The sequence below is a fragment of the Arthrobacter sp. MOO21 genome, assembly GCF_057369995.2.
The window spans coordinates 2,579,120-2,596,435 of sequence record NZ_CM170671.2 but is presented as its reverse complement, the minus strand read 5'-3'; the positions used below and the strand labels follow the sequence as shown (position 1 = coordinate 2,596,435).

The 17,316-nt window shown below is 68.0% G+C and carries 17 protein-coding genes; 15 read left to right on the top strand and 2 right to left on the bottom strand.

The genetic code is table 11. The features are described from left to right. The first annotated feature begins 78 nt into the window (after window positions 1–78). The 10 genes from AC2JAJ_RS12030 (at window position 79) to AC2JAJ_RS11985 (ending at window position 10,378) form a co-directional block, all read left to right on the top strand. Entirely contained in the window at window positions 79–534 is a 456-nt protein-coding gene (locus AC2JAJ_RS12030; protein ID WP_501053132.1) for a hypothetical protein, read from the top strand. A gap of 133 nt (window positions 535–667) precedes the next feature. Further along, window positions 668–1,336 carry a DUF305 domain-containing protein gene (locus tag AC2JAJ_RS12025; RefSeq protein ID WP_486415711.1) on the top strand — a complete coding sequence of 223 codons (669 nt, stop codon included), beginning with the start codon at window positions 668–670 and terminating at the stop codon, window positions 1,334–1,336. 83 nt (window positions 1,337–1,419) lie between these two features. Next, entirely contained in the window at window positions 1,420–2,289 is an 870-nt protein-coding gene (locus AC2JAJ_RS12020) for a F510_1955 family glycosylhydrolase (protein WP_501053131.1), read from the top strand. Between the two features lie 70 nt (window positions 2,290–2,359). After that, window positions 2,360–3,082, top strand: a complete 723-nt coding sequence (locus AC2JAJ_RS12015; RefSeq protein ID WP_486415713.1) for a VIT1/CCC1 transporter family protein — start codon at window positions 2,360–2,362, stop codon at window positions 3,080–3,082. A gap of 158 nt (window positions 3,083–3,240) precedes the next feature. Beyond that, window positions 3,241–4,155, top strand: coding sequence for an aa3-type cytochrome oxidase subunit II (gene ctaC, locus AC2JAJ_RS12010; protein WP_486415714.1), 915 nt, complete (start codon window positions 3,241–3,243; stop codon window positions 4,153–4,155). Continuing rightward, window positions 4,155–5,909 carry an aa3-type cytochrome oxidase subunit I gene (gene ctaD, locus AC2JAJ_RS12005; protein WP_486415715.1) on the top strand — a complete coding sequence of 585 codons (1,755 nt, stop codon included), beginning with the start codon at window positions 4,155–4,157 and terminating at the stop codon, window positions 5,907–5,909. Before ctaC ends, ctaD begins: the two co-directional genes overlap by 1 nt. 238 nt (window positions 5,910–6,147) lie before the next feature. Beyond that, window positions 6,148–7,203, top strand: a complete 1,056-nt coding sequence (locus AC2JAJ_RS12000; protein WP_473696286.1) for an iron ABC transporter substrate-binding protein — start codon at window positions 6,148–6,150, stop codon at window positions 7,201–7,203. Window positions 7,204–7,207: 4 nt separating this feature from the next. Beyond that, window positions 7,208–8,797: an ABC transporter permease gene (locus tag AC2JAJ_RS11995; RefSeq protein WP_473696284.1), complete on the top strand. Its 1,590-nt coding sequence runs from the start codon at window positions 7,208–7,210 to the stop codon at window positions 8,795–8,797. After that, entirely contained in the window at window positions 8,794–9,951 is a 1,158-nt protein-coding gene (locus tag AC2JAJ_RS11990; protein WP_486415716.1) for an ABC transporter ATP-binding protein, read from the top strand. The genes AC2JAJ_RS11995 and AC2JAJ_RS11990 overlap by 4 nt, the downstream gene beginning before the upstream one ends. Window positions 9,952–10,150: 199 nt before the next feature. Beyond that, window positions 10,151–10,378 carry a hypothetical protein gene (locus AC2JAJ_RS11985; protein ID WP_486415717.1) on the top strand — a complete coding sequence of 76 codons (228 nt, stop codon included), beginning with the start codon at window positions 10,151–10,153 and terminating at the stop codon, window positions 10,376–10,378. A gap of 29 nt (window positions 10,379–10,407) precedes the next feature. Here AC2JAJ_RS11985 and nhaA read toward each other — a convergent pair whose 3' ends face one another. Both nhaA and AC2JAJ_RS11975 read right to left on the bottom strand, forming a co-directional pair. Next, on the bottom strand, window positions 10,408–11,760 hold the full coding sequence (gene nhaA, locus AC2JAJ_RS11980) for a Na+/H+ antiporter NhaA (RefSeq protein ID WP_486415718.1): 1,353 nt from the start codon (window positions 11,758–11,760) through the stop codon (window positions 10,408–10,410). An 83-nt stretch (window positions 11,761–11,843) separates the two neighbouring features. After that, window positions 11,844–12,518 (bottom strand): PAS and ANTAR domain-containing protein, encoded by a 675-nt coding sequence (locus AC2JAJ_RS11975; RefSeq protein WP_473696276.1) that lies wholly within the window; start codon window positions 12,516–12,518, stop codon window positions 11,844–11,846. 270 nt (window positions 12,519–12,788) lie between these two features. Between AC2JAJ_RS11975 and AC2JAJ_RS11970 the strand changes: the two genes are divergently transcribed. From AC2JAJ_RS11970 to AC2JAJ_RS11950, 5 genes are all read left to right on the top strand, one after another. Next, a complete protein-coding gene (locus AC2JAJ_RS11970; RefSeq protein WP_486415719.1) occupies window positions 12,789–13,130 on the top strand; it encodes a heavy-metal-associated domain-containing protein in 342 nt (113 codons plus the stop codon). Window positions 13,131–13,216: 86 nt separating this feature from the next. Further along, window positions 13,217–15,361, top strand: a complete 2,145-nt coding sequence (locus AC2JAJ_RS11965) for a heavy metal translocating P-type ATPase (protein WP_486415720.1) — start codon at window positions 13,217–13,219, stop codon at window positions 15,359–15,361. Window positions 15,362–15,410: 49 nt separating this feature from the next. After that, on the top strand, window positions 15,411–15,818 hold the full coding sequence (locus AC2JAJ_RS11960) for a DUF6153 family protein (RefSeq protein WP_486415721.1): 408 nt from the start codon (window positions 15,411–15,413) through the stop codon (window positions 15,816–15,818). 56 nt (window positions 15,819–15,874) lie between these two features. After that, window positions 15,875–16,492 (top strand): DUF305 domain-containing protein, encoded by a 618-nt coding sequence (locus AC2JAJ_RS11955; protein ID WP_221386173.1) that lies wholly within the window; start codon window positions 15,875–15,877, stop codon window positions 16,490–16,492. A gap of 114 nt (window positions 16,493–16,606) precedes the next feature. Next, the gene (locus tag AC2JAJ_RS11950; protein ID WP_486415722.1) at window positions 16,607–17,266 is read left to right on the top strand and encodes an arsenate reductase/protein-tyrosine-phosphatase family protein; all 660 of its coding nucleotides are present in this window, start codon (window positions 16,607–16,609) and stop codon (window positions 17,264–17,266) included. The last annotated feature ends 50 nt before the right edge of the window (window positions 17,267–17,316 follow it).

The window sequence follows — 17,316 nt, the reverse complement described above, 5'->3', positions numbered from 1 at the left end:
CAGGCAAAGCCCACCCGCGCCAAGGCGACCGATAGTCTTGACAGTGAAACAGCCGGCTTGCAGGGAAGGAGCGTGGTCATGGCCCTAGGTTCGCTGCCGTCGTCGTTCCTTCGCCGGCTCAGCATGGTTCCGCTGCTCCTGGCCATCATCGGAGGCATCTTCGGAATGCATGTCCTGGCCGGGCACCACGTCCAGCACGGATCGCTGGCGGCCGGTCCTGCCGTCGAGGCAGCCCCGGAGCGCGCGGCAGCCGTGGATGCCCACGGAACGCACGCGCACTCCGCCGCAGCCACGTCCGATAACGCCGGTCAATTGCCGGCCGGCGCCGCTTGCAGTTCCGGCGACTGCGCCACCATGCACGCAGCACCGGCCCTTTGCATACTCTCTGCCGCGGCCGGTTCGCTGGCCGCACCGCCCCCGGGGACGTCCCCCCAGCCACACTCTTCCCCCGCCGCCGCCGCGGCCACTGCGGGCGGCTACCCATATCTTCCCGGCACGCCAACGCCTGCCGAGCTGTGCATCAGCAGAACGTAAAACGTGCCCGGCCGTCCCTTCCCGCGGCACGCACCCACCCGGCGGACCACGCCGCCCCGCGCAGCACCCTGCGCTGACCAGTACAGACTCCCGCGGCGCACGCGCGCCCATTCACGAAGAGGACACGTTTCCCATGAACAAGACCGCCCTCACGCTCTCCGCAGCCGCAGTCGCAGCGACCCTCGCCCTGGCCGGATGCAGCTCCCCGTCCGGCAATTCGTCCGGCGGCAACTCCATGTCCGGCATGGATCACAGCGGCACTGCCATGGCCTCGGCCACCGCCTCCCCGACTGCCCCTGCCTCTGCCTCTGCCTCTGCCTCTGCCGACGCCGACGCCAGCGCCCACAACGCGGCGGACACGATGTTCGCGCAGATGATGATCCCGCACCACCGCCAGGCCGTGCAGATGAGCGACATCATGCTGAAGAAGCAGGACCTGCCTGCCGACGTCGCTGAACTGGCCGGCGAGATCAAAGCCGCCCAGGGCCCCGAGATCGAGACCATGGCCTCCTGGCTGAAGGGATGGGGCGAGCCCACTGAAGCAGCCGCCGGCCACGACATGGCATCCATGGAGGGCATGATGAGCGACGCCGACCTGGCAAAGCTCGACGCCGCCCAGGGCACCGAGGCGGCGAAGCTCTTCCTCGAGCAGATGATCGAGCACCACGAGGGCGCAGTGAAGATGGCCAAGGCCCAAAGCACCGACGGCAAAAACGCCTCCGCTGTAGCCCTCAGCCAGAAGATCGTGGAAGACCAGGAAGCTGAAATCAGCAAGATGAAGGCCTTGCTGCAGAACCTCTAGCCCGCAGCCCACAAGCAGGTGCCGGCCCGGCCAGGGCCGGCTCCTGCCCTCCTCGTTTGTCCCACCGCCCCTGGAGCCCAGCCATGCCTTTCCCCTTCCCTCCCCGGCCTCTGCCCGCCCTTGCCGCAGCGGCCGCCGTCGTCCTTGCACTCGCCGGCTGCACCAGCGCCGGCACCGGCGCCCCCGGCACCGCAACCGCCGCGCCGGGGCTGCCCAGCAGCCACGTCCACGCCCTTGACGTCAACCCGGAAACCGGCCAGGTCCTGCTGGCCACCCATGAGGGCCTGTTCGACGTCACCACCGAACCAGCCCGGAAGATCGGTGCGACGAACGATCTCATGGGCTTCACGGCCGGGCATGACCGGGGATTGTTCTTCGCCTCCGGTCATCCGGGAAAGGGCTCGCAGCTGCCCAACCCGTTGGGCCTGGTGGCCTCAAGCGACGGCGGAGCGACCTGGGAGCCCTTGTCCCGGCAGGGCGAGTCGGACTTCCACACCCTCACCACCACCAAGTCCGGAATCATCGCCTTCGATGGCACCCTCCGTACCAGCCCCGACGGCAAGACCTGGACCACCGTCGATGTCCCCTTCAAACCTGCCGTCCTCGCGGGCCACCCGGTCAGCAACACCGTCCTGGCCACAACGCCTGCCGGAATCCAGCGCTCAACCGACGGCGGCGCCACCTGGGCGCTGCTCAGCGCCGGGCCCGTGATCCAGTTCGCCGGCTTTGCCAGTCCAGATGAAGCCGCCGGAATAGCACCCGACGGTACCGTCCACACGTCCACGGACGGCGGTGCCACCTGGACACCCACCGGGCGGATCGACGGCGAAGTCCAGGCCGTCTCCGTGGTGAAAGGTACCACGGGCAAGCCGTGGATCTGGGCCGCCACCTCTGCGGGGATCTCCGTTTCCACCGACGGCGGAGCCACCTTTAAACCCCACAAACCCGCCTGAACCGGCCCCGAAGGGTTAGGGGATGCAACCCTTCGTGGCACCGGCGCCTGCCCGGTGGTTTACTGCCGACATGTCCGAAACCCTGAAGCAGAGCCACCTCGAACCCCACGACGGCAGCCTGGCCGCGCGGCTGAACTGGCTGCGGGCCGGTGTCCTTGGCGCGAACGACGGTATTGTCTCCGTTGCCGCAACGGTGGTAGGCGTTGCCGGCGTGACGAACGATCTGCCGCCCATCCTGGTGGCGGGCACCGCTGCCGTGGTGGGCGGCGCGGTCTCCATGGCCCTCGGCGAATATGTCTCCGTGAGCAGCCAGAGCGACAGCCAGCGGGCACTGATCGAAAAGGAACGCCAGGAACTGAGGGACGACCCCGAGGGTGAGCTGGCGGAACTGGCGGGAATCTACCAGGCGAAGGGGCTGAGCGAGACCACAGCCCGGACGGTCGCGGTAGAACTGACCGCCAAGGACGCCCTCAAAGCCCACCTCTCCGCTGAGCTGAACATCGACGAAGCCGAGGTAGCCAGCCCGTGGCACGCGGCCTTCGCCTCCGCCGTCGCTTTCACCATCGGCGCCGTGCTGCCGATGCTGGCCATCATCCTTCCGCCTGCCGAAGCCCGTATCCCGGTCACCTTCGCTGCGGTAGTGCTGGCCCTGGCCCTGACCGGAACCGTCAGTGCCCGGATTGGAGGAAGCTCCAAGCGCAAGGCAACACTGCGGCTGGTGCTCGGCGGCGCGCTGGCCATGGCCTTCACTTTCGCGGTGGGAAGCCTTTTGGGCACTACGGGCATAGCCTGACCGGATCGCAGGCCGGGGCGGCGAAAACCCCTTCCCCTCGGCATTTTCCGCGCGTATGGTGGGCCGCATAACCGCTGGCCCCAAGGGGCCGCGGCGGGCTCATGCAGCTGGGCTTCGGGAGCATGCCGGAGGGACCACTTGTGGGTACAAAACCGTTCATGAACCACAGCATGCGGCGCTTCGCGGCACTGGCCGCGGGGCTTGCCACCGTGCCCGCGCTGGCATCGTGCTCTGCCGAAGTGTCCCGCGGCTTCCTGCCGGGCAACCGTGAAACCACCAGCAACACCCCGCTGATCATGGACCTGTGGGTCAACTCGTGGATTGCCGCGCTGATCGTCGGGATCATCACCTGGGGGCTGATGCTCTGGGTGATCATCGCCTACCGGCGCCGGAAGGACACTGTGGGCTTCCCGCCCCAGATCAGCTACAACCTGCCACTGGAAGTCTTCTACCTGTCCATCCCGCTCATCGTGATCGGGGTCCTGTTCGTCTTCACGGACAGGGAGCAGCGCGCCATCGACGAGCGGTTCCCCAATCCCGACGTGGTGATCGATGTCTTCGGCAAGCAGTGGTCCTGGGACTTCAACTACGTCAAGGAGGACGTCCACGAGGACGCCGGGCAACAGGCCCACCTCACCGGCAACTGGGGAACCCCGGACCGGCTGCCCACCCTCTACCTCCCGGTGGGGAAGAAGGTTGAACTGCACCTGCAGACCCGCGACGTCCAGCACTCCTTCTGGGTGGTGGAGTTCCTGCAGAAGCGCGACATGTACCCGGGCCACGAACAGTTCAACCCCTACATCAGCATCACTCCCAACCGCACGGGCGAATACATGGGCAAATGCGCCGAGCTCTGCGGCGAATACCACTCCGAGATGCTCTTCAAGGTCCGGGTGGTCAGCCAGCAGGAGTACGACAGCCACATCGCCGATTTGAAGGCCCGCGGCAACACCGGCCAGCTGGGCGTTGACTACGTCAGGCGGCCGGAGTCGGCACCGGCCCCGGCAGGTCTGGCCTCGGCGGGCGTGGAACCGCAGGCCCTGGACATCCCACAGCAAAGGACGGCGCAGTAATGTCCACCACAAGTCAACGGCCGGGCGGGACCCCAGCAGCTGCCCCGCCACCTCCGGTCCGCCGCGCCAAGGGCGCCATCGTGGTCAACTGGATCACCTCCACCGACCACAAGACCATCGGGTACATGTACCTGATTTCATCCTTCGTGTTCTTCTGCGCCGCGGGCGTCATGGCGCTGCTGATCCGTGCGGAGCTGTTCGAGCCCGGCATGCAGATCCTGCAAACCAAGGAACAGTACAACCAGCTGTTCACCATGCACGGCACCATGATGCTGCTGATGTTCGCCACCCCGCTGTTCGCCGGTTTCGCCAACGTGATCATGCCGCTGCAGATCGGCGCCCCGGACGTGGCGTTCCCGCGCCTGAACGCACTGGCGTTCTGGTTCTTCCTGTTCGGCTCCACCATCGCCGTCTCCGGCTTCATCACCCCGCAGGGCTCGGCGTCGTTCGGCTGGTTCGCCTACGCGCCGCTGTCCAACACCACATTCACCCCGGGCGTCGGCGGTGACCTGTGGGTGTTCGGCCTGGCGCTGTCCGGCTTCGGCACCATCCTCGGCGCGGTCAACTTCATCACCACCATCATCTGCATGCGGGCCCCCGGGCTCACCATGTGGCGCATGCCGATCTTCACCTGGAACACCCTGGTCACCGCGATCCTGGTGATCATGGCATTCCCGCCGCTGGCCGCGGCACTGTTCGCGCTCGGCGCGGACCGGAAGTTCGGTGCCCACATCTTCGATCCCGCCAACGGCGGCGCCATCCTCTGGCAGCACCTGTTCTGGTTCTTCGGCCACCCCGAGGTGTACATCATCGCGCTGCCGTTCTTCGGCATCGTCTCCGAGGTTTTCCCGGTCTTCAGCCGCAAACCGATCTTCGGTTACAAGGGCCTGGTGTACGCCACCATCGCCATCGCCGCCCTTTCGATGACCGTGTGGGCGCACCACATGTACGTCACCGGCGCTGTATTCCTGCCGTTCTTTGCCTTCATGACCATGCTCATCGCGGTCCCCACGGGCGTGAAGTTCTTCAACTGGATCGGCACCATGTGGGGCGGATCCCTGACGTTCGAGACCCCGATGCTGTGGAGCATGGGGTTCCTCGCCACGTTCCTCTTCGGCGGGCTGACCGGCATCATCCTGGCCTCGCCGCCCATGGACTTCCACGTCTCGGACTCCTACTTCGTGGTGGCACACTTCCACTACGTGGTGTTCGGCACGGTGGTGTTCGCCATGTTCGCCGGGTTCTACTTCTGGTGGCCCAAGTTCACCGGGAAGATGCTCAACGAGCGCCTGGGCAAGATCCACTTCTGGATGCTGTTCCTGGGCTTCCATGCCACGTTCCTGATCCAGCACTGGCTGGGCGCCCTGGGCATGCCCCGGCGGTACGCGGACTACATGCCCGAGGACAACTTCACGGGCATGAACCAGTTCTCCACCCTGGGCTCCTACCTGTTGGGCGCGTCCCTGGTCCCGTTCCTCTGGAACGTCTACATCACCTGGCGGACGGGCCGGAAGGTCACGGTGGACGATCCCTGGGGCTTCGGCGCCTCCCTCGAGTGGGCCACGTCCTGCCCGCCGCCGCGCCACAACTTCACCTCGCTCCCCCGGATCCGTTCCGAGCGCCCCGCCCTGGACCTGCACCACCCCGAGCTGAGCATCCGCGAGCATCCACCGGTGCACGGCCCCACGGCGGACGTGCTGGGGGCAGCGGACATCGGCGAAAAGGACGTCCGGTCCCCGAACCCCAACGAGTAGGCAGGGAAGGATCGACGGCGGCACTCACCCGGGTGCCGCCGTCGAACCTTCCGGCGCCGCAACCGCGGCAATTACGTCACGCAACGTTTTCGTAATTGATGTGAACCTCGTCACTTAAAGCGCTTTCTGGCTTTATGCTTAGGTTTGCCTACCCTACAGTTTCCTGACAGGGGCTCCCTTCCCGGACGCCTCCCAGGACGCAGGTCCACGCAGACTTTTTCCCACGAAAGCAGCCTCAATGAAGATCCGCAACAACGCGCTGGCAGGCATCGCACTCGCCGCCACCGCAGCCCTCGGCCTGACCGCCTGCGGCGGCGGCACCCCCGCAGGTGGCAGCTCCTCTGCAGCGTCCGGCGGCTCCTCCGCCGGTGAGATCACGGTCTACAACGCCCAGCACGAGAGCCTCACCAAGGAATGGGTTGACGCCTTCACCGCGGAAACCGGCATCAAGGTGACCCTCCGCCAGGGCGACGACACCGAGATGTCCAACCAGATCGTCCAGGAAGGCCAGGCGTCCCCCGCCGACGTATTCCTCACCGAGAACTCCCCCGCCATGACGCAGGTGGAGAACGCCGGGCTGTTCGCGGACGTGGACAAGGACACCCTGGCCCAGGTCCCTTCCGAGTTCTCGCCGTCCACCGGCAAGTGGACGGGCATCGCCGCCCGCTCCACCGTCCTGGTGTACAACAAGACCAAGCTCACCGAGGACCAGCTGCCCAAGTCCATGCTTGACCTGGCCAAGCCGGAGTGGAAGGGCCGCTGGGCAGCCTCCCCCACCGGCGCCGACTTCCAGGCCATCGTCTCCGCGCTGCTGGAACTCAAGGGCGAGGCCGCCACCGAGGAATGGCTGAAGGCCATGAAGGACAACTCCAAGGCGTACAAGGGCAACAGCACGGCCATGAAGGCTGTCAACGCCGGTGAAGTGGATGCCGCGCTGATCTACCACTACTACTACTACGGCGACCAGGCCAAGACCGGCGAGAACTCCAACAACGTCACCCCGTACTACTTCAAGAACGAGGACCCGGGCGCGTTCCTGTCCGTCTCCGGCGGCGGCGTGCTGAAGTCCTCCAAGAACGCGGCGGCGGCCCAGCAGTTCCTGAAGTTCATCACCGGCAAGAAGGGCCAGGAAGTCCTGAAGAACGGAACGTCCTTCGAGTACGCCATCGGCTCGGACGTCCCCGCCAACGACAAGCTGGTCCCCATCAAGGACCTGCAGGCTCCCAAGGTGGACGCCGCCAAGCTCAACTCCCAGAAGGTCAGCGACCTGATGACCCAGGCAGGACTCCTCTAAGTCAGTGACCACCGATCTATCGGCTCCGCCAAGGCAGGGCACGACGACGGCGGGCCGGGGCAAGCGCCCCCGCCCGCCTTTCGGCGTTTCCGCCGTGTCCATCCTGGCGGTGCTGATCGCCCTGTTCTCCCTCGTCCCCCTGGGGTACGTCGCGTACATGACGGTGGCAACCGGGTGGGACACCGCCGTCGCACTCATCCTCCGGCCCCGCGTGGGCGAACTGCTGCTGAACACCCTGCTGCTGATGGCAGCCACCATCCCGCTGTGCCTGCTGCTTGGCGTGGCGGGGGCGTGGCTGGTGGAGCGGACCAAGCTGCGCGGCCACCGGATCTGGGCGGTGCTGCTGGCGGCGCCGCTGGCCATCCCGGCGTTCGTCAACAGCTACGCCTGGGTCTCGGCGATCCCGTCGCTGGGCGGCCTGGGCTCCGGGATCCTGATCTCCACGCTGTCCTACTTCCCGCTCGTGTACATCCCCGCCGCCGCCACGCTCAGCCGCCTGGACCCGGCCATCGAGCAGTCCGCCGCGGCCCTGGGACTGGGCGCCTGGCGGTCGTTTTTCCGGGTGGTGCTCCCCCAGCTCCGGATCGCGATGACCGGCGGGGCCCTGCTGGTGGGGCTGCACCTGCTCGCCGAATACGGCGCCTTCGCGATGATCCGGTTCGATACCTTCACCACCGCGATCATGACCCAGTACCGGTCCACCTTCAACGGCGCGGCAGGCAACATGCTGGCCAGCGTGCTGGTGTTCTTCTGCCTGATCCTGCTGATGGCCGAGGTTCGCAGCCGCGGCACGGCACGCTACGCACGGATCGGCTCCGGCGCGCAGGCCAAGGCGCTGCGGCTGCCGCTGCACGCCTACCAGGTCCCCGCCCAGCTCTTCCTCCTCGCCCTGACAGCTCTCGCGTTCGGGCTCCCGCTGTACTACGTGCTGCGCTGGACCGCGGCCGGCGGGGCCGGCGCCTGGACCGCAGCCGAGTTCCTCCCCGCCCTCCTGGCCACGTTCTGGTACGGGCTCGCGGGCGCGGCAGCCACCATTGTGGTGGCCTTCCCCATGGCCTACCTCGCCGTCCGGCGCCCCGGCTGGTTCAGCAAGACCCTGGAACTGTCCAACTACGTCACCAGCTCGATGCCCGGCATCGTGGTGGCCCTCGCGTTCGTCACGGTGAGCATCCGCGTGGTCCCCGGGATCTACCAGACGGCGGGGGTCCTGGTGGCGGCGTACGTGCTGCTGTTCCTTCCCCGCGCCCTGGTGAACCTGCGGGCCGGCCTGGCGCAGGCCCCCAAGGAACTCGACGAGGCCGCGCAGGCGCTGGGCAAGCCCCCGCTGCTGGCGTTCATCCAGGTCACGCTGCGGCTCACCGCCCCCGCTGCCGCCGGCGGTGCCGCCCTGGTGTTCCTGGCCATCGCGAACGAGCTCACCGCCACCTTGCTGCTGTCCCCCAACGGCACCAGGACCCTGGCTACCGAGTTCTGGATCAAGAGCAGCGAGATCGACTATGTGGGTGCCGCACCCTACGCGCTGCTGATGATCCTGCTCTCGGCGCCCATGACCTACCTCCTCTTCCAACAGTCCAAGAAAGTAGCCGGACAGTGACAGCACCATCCACGCGCAGGCTGCCCGAGCCGCGGGTCTCTCCCTCCGTGGCAGCAACCACCAACAGCCACCTGCAGATCACGGACGTCACCAAGAACTTCGGATCGCAGGCGGTCCTGAAGGGCGTCAACCTCTCCGTGGCCAAGGGCGGAACCACCGCCATCGTGGGCCCCTCCGGCTCGGGCAAGACCACGCTCCTGCGCCTGATCGCCGGCTTCGAGCACCCGGACACGGGAACCATTTCACTCAACGGAACCCTCGTGGCCGGAGACGGTGCCTGGCTTCCCGCGCACAAGCGGCAGATCGGCTACGTGGCCCAGGACGGCGCCCTGTTCCCGCACCTCACCGTGGGCCAGAACGTCGCCTTTGGCCTGAACCCGGCCAAGCTCGACGGCGGCCGGCGCGCCGTGGCAGGGCGGGTGGCGGAACTGCTCGAGATGGTGTCGCTGGACGCCTCGATGGCCAAGCGCCGCCCGCACCAGCTCTCCGGCGGCCAGCAGCAGCGCGTGGCCCTGGCCCGGGCGCTGGCGCGCGAGCCCGAGCTGATGCTGCTGGACGAGCCGTTCTCCGCTTTGGACGCGGGCCTTCGCGTGGCAACCCGCCGCGCCGTGGCCAAGGTCCTGGCCGAACACGGAGTCACCACCATCCTGGTCACCCACGACCAGGCCGAGGCCCTGTCCTTCGCCGACCAGGTGGCCGTGATGCGGGGCGGGAAGCTGGCGCAGATCGGAAACCCGTTCGTGGTGTACACCCGCCCCGCAGACCGCGCCACCGCGGAGTTCCTGGGCGACGCCGTCATCCTGGACGCCTGGCTGGAAGGATCCCTGGCCACCTGCTCGCTGGGCGGCATCCCGGTCCGCCGGCCTCCGGCCCAGGGCCGCGTCCAGCTCATGCTGCGGCCCGAACAGATCCGCATCGCCGAGGACGGCCCCATCCGGGGCGTGGTGGTGGACACCGACTACTTCGGCCCCGAAACGACGGTGCGGCTGAAGCTGAACGTGCCCAAGGAAGTGGCCGAGCACGCCGACCACCGGTACCCCGGCGGCGGCGAAATCATCACCATCCGGCACTGGAACGCCTCCATCGCCCGGCCCGGAATGGAGTTGTGCCTGCGCGTGGTGGGCGAAGGCGTCGCGTTCCCGGTGGAGGACTGACCAGCTCCGCACGGCCCGCCGCGGCCTGTCAGAACCTTGTTCGCGGGCCCGAACCTTCAAGGCACCGATCAGCGAACAAACCTCTGACCGGCGCCGCCGGTCACCGGCGACACAGAAAAAACACCACGCGGAAACACTTCGGCAACCTGTCCACGGCAAGCTGTGCTTACGGGGATACAACAGCAGGAGGCAGCCCATTATGGAGGCACAAGGAATACGTACGGCCCAGCTTCGCGTCGGGGACCAGATTGAAGCGTGGCACCGGGGCAAGCTCTTCCACCGCGGCCGGGTGACCGACGTCGTACCGGCCTTGGAACTCTTCTGGATCCTGGACGCCCGGACCGGCACGCGCAAGCTGCTGGACCCGGAGGCCCTGGAAATCCGGCACGTTGAGGACACCGCCACGCCGCCGCTGGCCACCGCCTGACCCGACCCCCGGAGTTTCCAGGGGGAAGCTTAGGCGTGTTCCTGGTAGACGTCCGGGACACCGTCCTGGTCCGAATCCACCTGCTCCAGCTCTTCGGCGATCCGGTACTGCCGGTTCCGGGTGCGCAGTACCGCTGTTGCCAGCAGCGCGGCGATCAGCGATGCGGCCAGGATTCCCACCTTGGCGTGGTCGTCGTACAGGCTGCCGTGGCCGAAGCTGAGCTCTGCCACCAGCAATGACACCGTGAACCCGATACCTGCCAGCAGCGAAACACCGAACACGTCGATCCACTTGAAGGACCGGTCCAGGGTAGCCCTGGTGGCTTTTGTCAGGACCCATGTGGTGCCCATGATGCCGATCGGCTTGCCCAGGACCAGGCCCAGGATGATGCCCAGCGCCACGGGGTCCGCCAGGGCCGAACCCAGGCCTTCCCACCCGCCAACGGCCACCCCGGCGGAGAAGAACGCGAAGATGGGGACCGCCACGCCCGCGGAAATGGGCCGGAACCGGTGCTCGAAGATCTCGGCCAGCCCGGGTCCGGCGTCGGGGCCGCCGGCCGCCTGCGACCGGATCACGGGAATGGCGAAGCCGAGGAGCACACCGGCCACGGTGGCATGGATGCCGGAGGCGTGGACCAGCGCCCAGGTCACTGCGCCCAGCGGCAGCAGGATCAGCCATGCGGCGGCGGCGTGCCGGCCGAAGAAGTGCCGGTACTTCTGCGCCAGGAAGGCATAGATGGCCAGCGGGATCAGCGCCAGGAGCAGCGGGGCGGCCTGGATGTCGGTGGAGTAGAAGAAGGCGATGATGGTGATGGCAATGAGGTCGTCCACCACGGCCAGCGTCAGCAGGAAGATCCGCAGCGCGCTGGGCAGGTGGGACCCGATGATGGCCAGGACCGCCACGGCGAACGCGATGTCCGTTGCGGTGGGAATGGCCCAGCCGCGCAGCGTCTCCGGGCTGGTGAGATTGACGACGGCGTAGATCACCGCCGGGACTGCCACGCCTCCCACCGCGGCCGCGACAGGCACGATCGACTTGCTGATCTGCCGCAGGTCGCCGGCCACGAACTCGCGTTTCAGTTCCAGGCCCACCAGGAAGAAGAAGATCGCCAGCAGCCCGTCGGCCGCCCAGGCCCCGAGGCTCAGCTCCAGGTGCCAGGGCTCATAGCCCACCTTGAAGTCGCGGAGGGCAAAGTAGCTGTCCGACGCCGGGGAGTTGGCCCAGATGAGGGCGGCCACCGCCGCGATAACCAGGAGGGCGCCGCCTACGGTTTCCTTGCGGAGGATCTCCCCGATCCGCAGCGCTTCGGCGTAGCTGCCGCGCGAGAAGACCGTGGAGCCCAAAAACTTGTTCCGGCTGGGAGGTGGCGTCGTGGAGTTCATGAAGGCGTCCTTAGATCCGGGTTCGACAAAGCAATGCCGACCAGACTTCCCGGCGCACCTTCTCCCATCTTACGGGAAACGTCCTAGCGGGTGCGGTGGCCTCCCGCGCCCGCCGCTTGCCCGTGCAGCTGGATGGCCCGCACGGCCCGGTCCAGATACCTGCGCGCCTCGGCGGAGTTGGCCAGCTGCACCAGTTCTGCCGCCACCACCACCAGTTTGACGTTGCGGTGGCTGCTGGTGCTCACCAGCATTTGGAAGGCGTCTTCCGAGCCCAGTTTAAGTTGGCCCATGAGGATCCCGCGGGCCTGGTCGATGACGGTCCTCGTCGAAGTGGCACCGGCCACCGCCTCCCGGGCGGTCTGCTCGGTCTCGCGCTGCAGGGTCCGGGTGAGGTCCACCATCACGCCCTCGAGGACTGTCGCCTTCCGTTCCGCGTCCACCATGGCCTCGCCGGAGGTCAGGACCCGCCGGGTGCGCCCCCTGGCGTCCACGATCCGGTGGTACATGCAGAAGAAGCCGCCGGTCCGGGCCACCTGGGCCACGATCTCTTCACACTTGGACCGGTCCTCCGGGTGCTTGTGGGCGAACACAAGCTCCATGGTGGGGACAACCTCGCCGCGCCGGTACCCGTGGAGGCGGAACATCCCGTCCGACCAGAGGATTTTCCGTTCCATGAGATCGATGCGGAAGGTCCCCGCGTCGCACTCGTCGCCATTCAAGGCGCTCGAATAGGTGTACAGATCGCTCAGCTCCGCCACAGGTCCACCTCCCGTGCATCCACCTGCCCCCAGCGGGCCGGCGCTGTGCTCGCTCGTTCCAGTATGGCCTCCCTGGAAGGCCGAAGATAGGGCCGGAAGCCCCAAGCGGCAGGACCGCTACGACGCTTGAGACCCTTGACCTCAATACCCCTAGGGGGTATATTGGGCGGTGTTGTCAGTGAAGTGGTATGTCCCGGCTGGTGCCCAGCACCGCCTTCACAGCCGTTCAACCCCAGCGCCCATTGATCCTCATCAAGGAATGGAACTGACATGAACATCGGAAACCGCCCCCAGCTTCCCCTCACGTCCTCCGGCTGCAGCTGCTGCGGTCCGTCCGCTGCCGCCCACCGCTCCGGCACCGCAAAGGCGCCTGTGGCCGCCGGTGCACCCTCCGACGGCGGAACCTCCAGCCAGCGCAGCTTCGCCGTCGGGGGCATGACCTGCGGGCATTGCGTCCAGAGCGTGGAAGCTGCCCTCTCCGCCCTTGACGGCGTCACGTCGGCGTCCGTGGGCCTGGTGCCTGGCGGCCTTTCACGCCTCACCGTGGAGGGCCCTGCTCCCGACGCGGCAATCCGCGAAGCCGTCACCGCCGCCGGTTACGCCCTGGCCTGACCCGCATTCCACCGCGCCCGAGGGCGCGTCCAGCCGACATCCGCCCGAAACCGCCGGGCAACCACTGCCCTCTCCAAGGAGGAACCATGCAGGACCACCACGGCATGCACCATATGCCTGAGCACGAACACACCGACAGCCAGACACTGACCGAACCGCCGGCCTCCGCCCATGCACACGCGCAGCACGGGGGACCTTCGCAGCATGCCCACCACACCGGCGACGACCACACCGTCCATACCCATGGCCAGCATGCCGGGCACAGCACCGCCATGTTCAAGAACAGGTTTTGGCTGACGCTGGCCCTCTCCGTCCCCGTGGTCTACTTCAGCCCCATGGTGGGCCACATCCTCGGCTACATGGCGCCGGACTTCCCGGGCTCGGCTTGGATCCCGCCCGTTCTGGGCACCGTGATCTTCCTGTACGGGGGCCAGCCGTTCCTGAAGGGCGGCCTCCAGGAGCTCAAGGACCGCACGCCGGGAATGATGCTGCTGATCGGCATGGCCATCACGGTGGCCTTTGCCGCGTCCTGGGTCACCAGCCTGGGGATCGGTGGCTTCGACCTGGACTTCTGGTGGGAACTCGCCCTGCTGGTGGCCATCATGCTGCTGGGGCACTGGATCGAAATGCGTGCCCTCGGCTCGGCGCAGGGAGCACTGGATGCGCTGGCCGCGCTGCTGCCCGATGAGGCCGAACGCATCACGGACAGCGGAACCGAAACCGTGCCCGTTTCAGAACTCAACGCAGGCGACCTCGTCCTGGTCCGCTCCGGCGCCCGGATGCCGGCGGACGGCACCGTGGCGCAGGGGCAGGCGGAGTTCGACGAATCCATGATCACCGGCGAATCCAAGACCGTTCCCCGCGGCCCTGGCGACCCGGTAGTGGCCGGAACCGTGGCCACGGACAGCAGCGTCCGGGTGCGGGTCACGGCCGTGGGCGACGACACCGCCCTGGCAGGCATCCAGCGGCTGGTGGCCGAAGCGCAGGAGTCCTCCTCCCGCGCCCAGGCCCTGGCCGACCGTGCCGCGGCGTTCCTGTTCTACTTCGCCGCCGGTGCCGGTGTCCTGACCTTCATCGCGTGGACGCTGATGGGCAGTGTCCCCGAGGCCGTCACCCGCACCGTCACCGTGCTGGTGATCGCCTGCCCGCACGCCCTGGGCCTGGCCATTCCGCTGGTCATCGCCATCTCCACCGAGCAGGCAGCCCGTGCCGGCGTGCTCATCAAGAACCGGATGGCCCTGGAGCGGATGCGCACCATCGACGTTGTCCTGTTCGACAAGACCGGCACGCTGACGACCGGAGAGCCTGAGCTCATGGACATTGCCGTGGCCGACGGCGGAAATCCGGACGCGCTGCTGGAACTGGCCGCCGCCGTCGAATCGGACAGCGAGCACCCCGTGGCCCGGGCCATCGTCCGGGCCACCCGCAGCCGGAACCTGGCCGTGCCCGCAGCTGCCGACTTTACCTCGCTGACCGGGCGTGGAGTCCAAGCCACCCTGGACGGACGCACGCTGCACGTGGGCGGGCCGGCGCTCCTGCGCGAGCTGGGCGCCGTCGAACCTGCCGAAGTGGCCGCTTCCACCCGCGCGTGGATGGACCGCGGGGCAGCCGTGCTGCACGTGCTCGACGGCGGCCGCGTCCTGGGTGCCGTCAGCCTGGAGGATTCGGTGCGGCCGGAGTCCCGGCAGGCGGTCGCGGCGCTGCAGAGCCGCGGCGTCAAGGTGGCCATGGTGACCGGCGACGCGCACCAGGTGGCGCAGGCCGTGGCGGCTGACCTGGGCATCGACGAGGTGTTCGCCGAAGTGCTGCCCGCGGACAAGGACAAGAAGGTGGCAGAGCTGCAGGGGCGCGGCCTGAAGGTGGCCATGGTGGGCGACGGCGTCAACGACTCCCCCGCACTGGCCCGCGCCGAGGTGGGCATCGCCATCGGCGCCGGGACGGATGTGGCCATGGAATCCGCCGGCGTGGTGCTGGCCGGAAACGATCCGCGCGCCGTGCTGTCCATGGTGGACCTGTCCCGGGCAAGCTACCGCAAGATGTGGCAGAACCTGGTGTGGGCCACCGGCTACAACATCCTCTCCGTGCCGCTGGCCGCGGGCGTCCTGGCCTTCGCCGGCGTGGTGCTCTCGCCCGCCGCCGGGGCGGTCCTGATGTCCGCGTCCACCATCGTGGTGGCGCTGAACGCCCAGCTCCTGCGGCGCCTGAAGCTGAACCCGTCCGGGGTACGTTAGAACAAGACCGCCGCCGCGGCCCGGCACTGCTACGGAAGGAGGGACCGCCATGAGCACGCCAGCCCGCGCCCTGGTGTCCCTGCTCCGTGCTGCCTGGCTGCTCGCAGGCATCCTGGCGCTTATCGCCGGAATCCTGGGGATGCACGTCCTGACGTCCAGCCACGCCTCGCATGCGGCCGCTTCGGCAGGGCACGCGGCAGCCTCGGCGCGGCACGTTCCGGCCTCGCCGGGGCACCTGGCCGGGGACCCCGCCGCGTGCGGCGACACATGCCCCGGCGTGCATGAATCGGGAGCCCCCTGCATCCCGTCTGCACCGAACAGCCCTGTCACCCTCTACCCGCCGCAGGCAGCCCCTGCCCCGGTTCCGGCCCAGCCCGGCCACGGCAGCCCCGCGGCCGCCTATTCCTACTCGCCGCCGGGCCCCACGCCCTGCGAACTGTCCATCAGCCGGACGTAAACCGGACTGCGCCCCCACCACAGGCCCAGTTCCACCAACATCCCTGAAGGACAACCATGAACACCATCAAAACCATGTCCGTTGCCGCTGCCCTCGCCGCCTCGCTCGGCCTCGCCGGGTGCGCCGCCGGCTCCACTGCAAGCCCCATGCCCATGGACCACGGCAGCTCCGGCCCCATGACGAGCACAATGCCCAGCGCTATGCCCGGCGCCAGCGCGGACCACAACCAGGCCGACACCATGTTTGCCCAGATGATGATCCCGCACCACGCCCAGGCCGTGGAGATGAGCGGCATCATCCTGGCCAAGCCGGACATGCCCGCCGAGATCACCGCCCTGGCCACGAAGATCAAGGACGCCCAGGCCCCGGAGATCGAGCAGATGACCGGCTGGCTCCAGGGCTGGAACGCGCCCACCACGGGCGACCACTCCGGGCACGGCATGTCCGGCATGGTGGACGACGCCGGGATCGACAGGCTCAAGGCCGCCACCGGCACGGAGGCCGCGCGCCTGTTCCTGGAGCAGATGATCGGCCACCACGAAGGCGCCATCGACATGGCCCAGCAGGAAATCAGCGCCGGGAAGTTCCCCGACGCGCTCCAGCTCGGCCACGCGATCATTGAGGCCCAGCAGGCGGAAATCACCGAGATGAAGCAGCTGCTCGCAGGGCTCTGACCCGTCCACCACACATCCCTCCCACCTTCCACCGGGAAGGTGGGAGGGATGCGTGTTAAGTTGAAAAGCACGGGCCGGACGGCCCGGGCACCGGCTGGAAAGAGACAAATCCCCGTGGACACATCCGCACCAGTAAGAATCCTGACCGTCTGCACCGGCAACATCTGCCGGTCCCCCGTGGCCGAACGGCTGCTGCAGGCGGGACTCAACCAGGTGGTGCCGGGCGGCTTCGAGGTGTCCAGCGCCGGCACCCGCGCACTCGTGGGTGAGCCGATGCAGCCCATCTCGGCAGACATCGTACGGACCTTCGGCGGCGACCCCGATGGTTTCGCCGCCCGTCAGCTCACCCCCAGGATCCTGCGGGGCGTGGACCTGGTACTCACCATGACCTCGGGCCACCGCGGCGAGGTGCTGCAGCTGGATGCGTCCCTGCTCAAGCGGACGTTCACCATCCGCGAGTTCGCCCGCATGCTCGACGTCCTGGACGAACGGGGCACGGGCGCGTCCCGAACCGCCGCGGAAGACGCGTCCGACGACGGCGGCTGGCTGGCTGCCAACGCCGTGTTCTGGCGGGGCTTGCCGGCACGCGCCGCCGGGGTGCGGCACCTGGCCCTTCCCCCGGACCCGGCCGACAACGACATCGTGGACCCCTACCGCCGGGCGCCGGAGGTCTACCGGCAGATGGAGGACCAGCTCGCGCCGGCGATCGTTTCGATCCTCCGCCATGCCCGCCTCAACGCGGCTGCCAGCCCCGACGCGGCCGCCCAGCCGTAAAGGGGGCACCTGACGGGGCGTCCGGGACCGGCGTCGACGCCTGCCAGATG

What these genes read in the sequence shown, in the direction of transcription:
- ctaD (WP_486415715.1), top strand. Translation starts at nt 4,155, where the DNA reads ATGTCCACCACAAGTCAACGGCCGGGCGGGACCCCAGCAGCTGCCCCG.
- AC2JAJ_RS11960 (WP_486415721.1), top strand. Translation starts at nt 15,411, where the DNA reads ATGAGCACGCCAGCCCGCGCCCTGGTGTCCCTGCTCCGTGCTGCCTGG.
- AC2JAJ_RS12015 (WP_486415713.1), top strand. Translation starts at nt 2,360, where the DNA reads ATGTCCGAAACCCTGAAGCAGAGCCACCTCGAACCCCACGACGGCAGC.
- nhaA (WP_486415718.1), bottom strand. Translation starts at nt 11,760, where the DNA reads ATGAACTCCACGACGCCACCTCCCAGCCGGAACAAGTTTTTGGGCTCC.
- AC2JAJ_RS11955 (WP_221386173.1), top strand. Translation starts at nt 15,875, where the DNA reads ATGAACACCATCAAAACCATGTCCGTTGCCGCTGCCCTCGCCGCCTCG.
- AC2JAJ_RS11965 (WP_486415720.1), top strand. Translation starts at nt 13,217, where the DNA reads ATGCAGGACCACCACGGCATGCACCATATGCCTGAGCACGAACACACC.
- AC2JAJ_RS11970 (WP_486415719.1), top strand. Translation starts at nt 12,789, where the DNA reads ATGAACATCGGAAACCGCCCCCAGCTTCCCCTCACGTCCTCCGGCTGC.
- AC2JAJ_RS12030 (WP_501053132.1), top strand. Translation starts at nt 79, where the DNA reads ATGGCCCTAGGTTCGCTGCCGTCGTCGTTCCTTCGCCGGCTCAGCATG.
- AC2JAJ_RS12000 (WP_473696286.1), top strand. Translation starts at nt 6,148, where the DNA reads ATGAAGATCCGCAACAACGCGCTGGCAGGCATCGCACTCGCCGCCACC.
- ctaC (WP_486415714.1), top strand. Translation starts at nt 3,241, where the DNA reads ATGAACCACAGCATGCGGCGCTTCGCGGCACTGGCCGCGGGGCTTGCC.
- AC2JAJ_RS11985 (WP_486415717.1), top strand. Translation starts at nt 10,151, where the DNA reads ATGGAGGCACAAGGAATACGTACGGCCCAGCTTCGCGTCGGGGACCAG.
- AC2JAJ_RS12020 (WP_501053131.1), top strand. Translation starts at nt 1,420, where the DNA reads ATGCCTTTCCCCTTCCCTCCCCGGCCTCTGCCCGCCCTTGCCGCAGCG.
- AC2JAJ_RS12025 (WP_486415711.1), top strand. Translation starts at nt 668, where the DNA reads ATGAACAAGACCGCCCTCACGCTCTCCGCAGCCGCAGTCGCAGCGACC.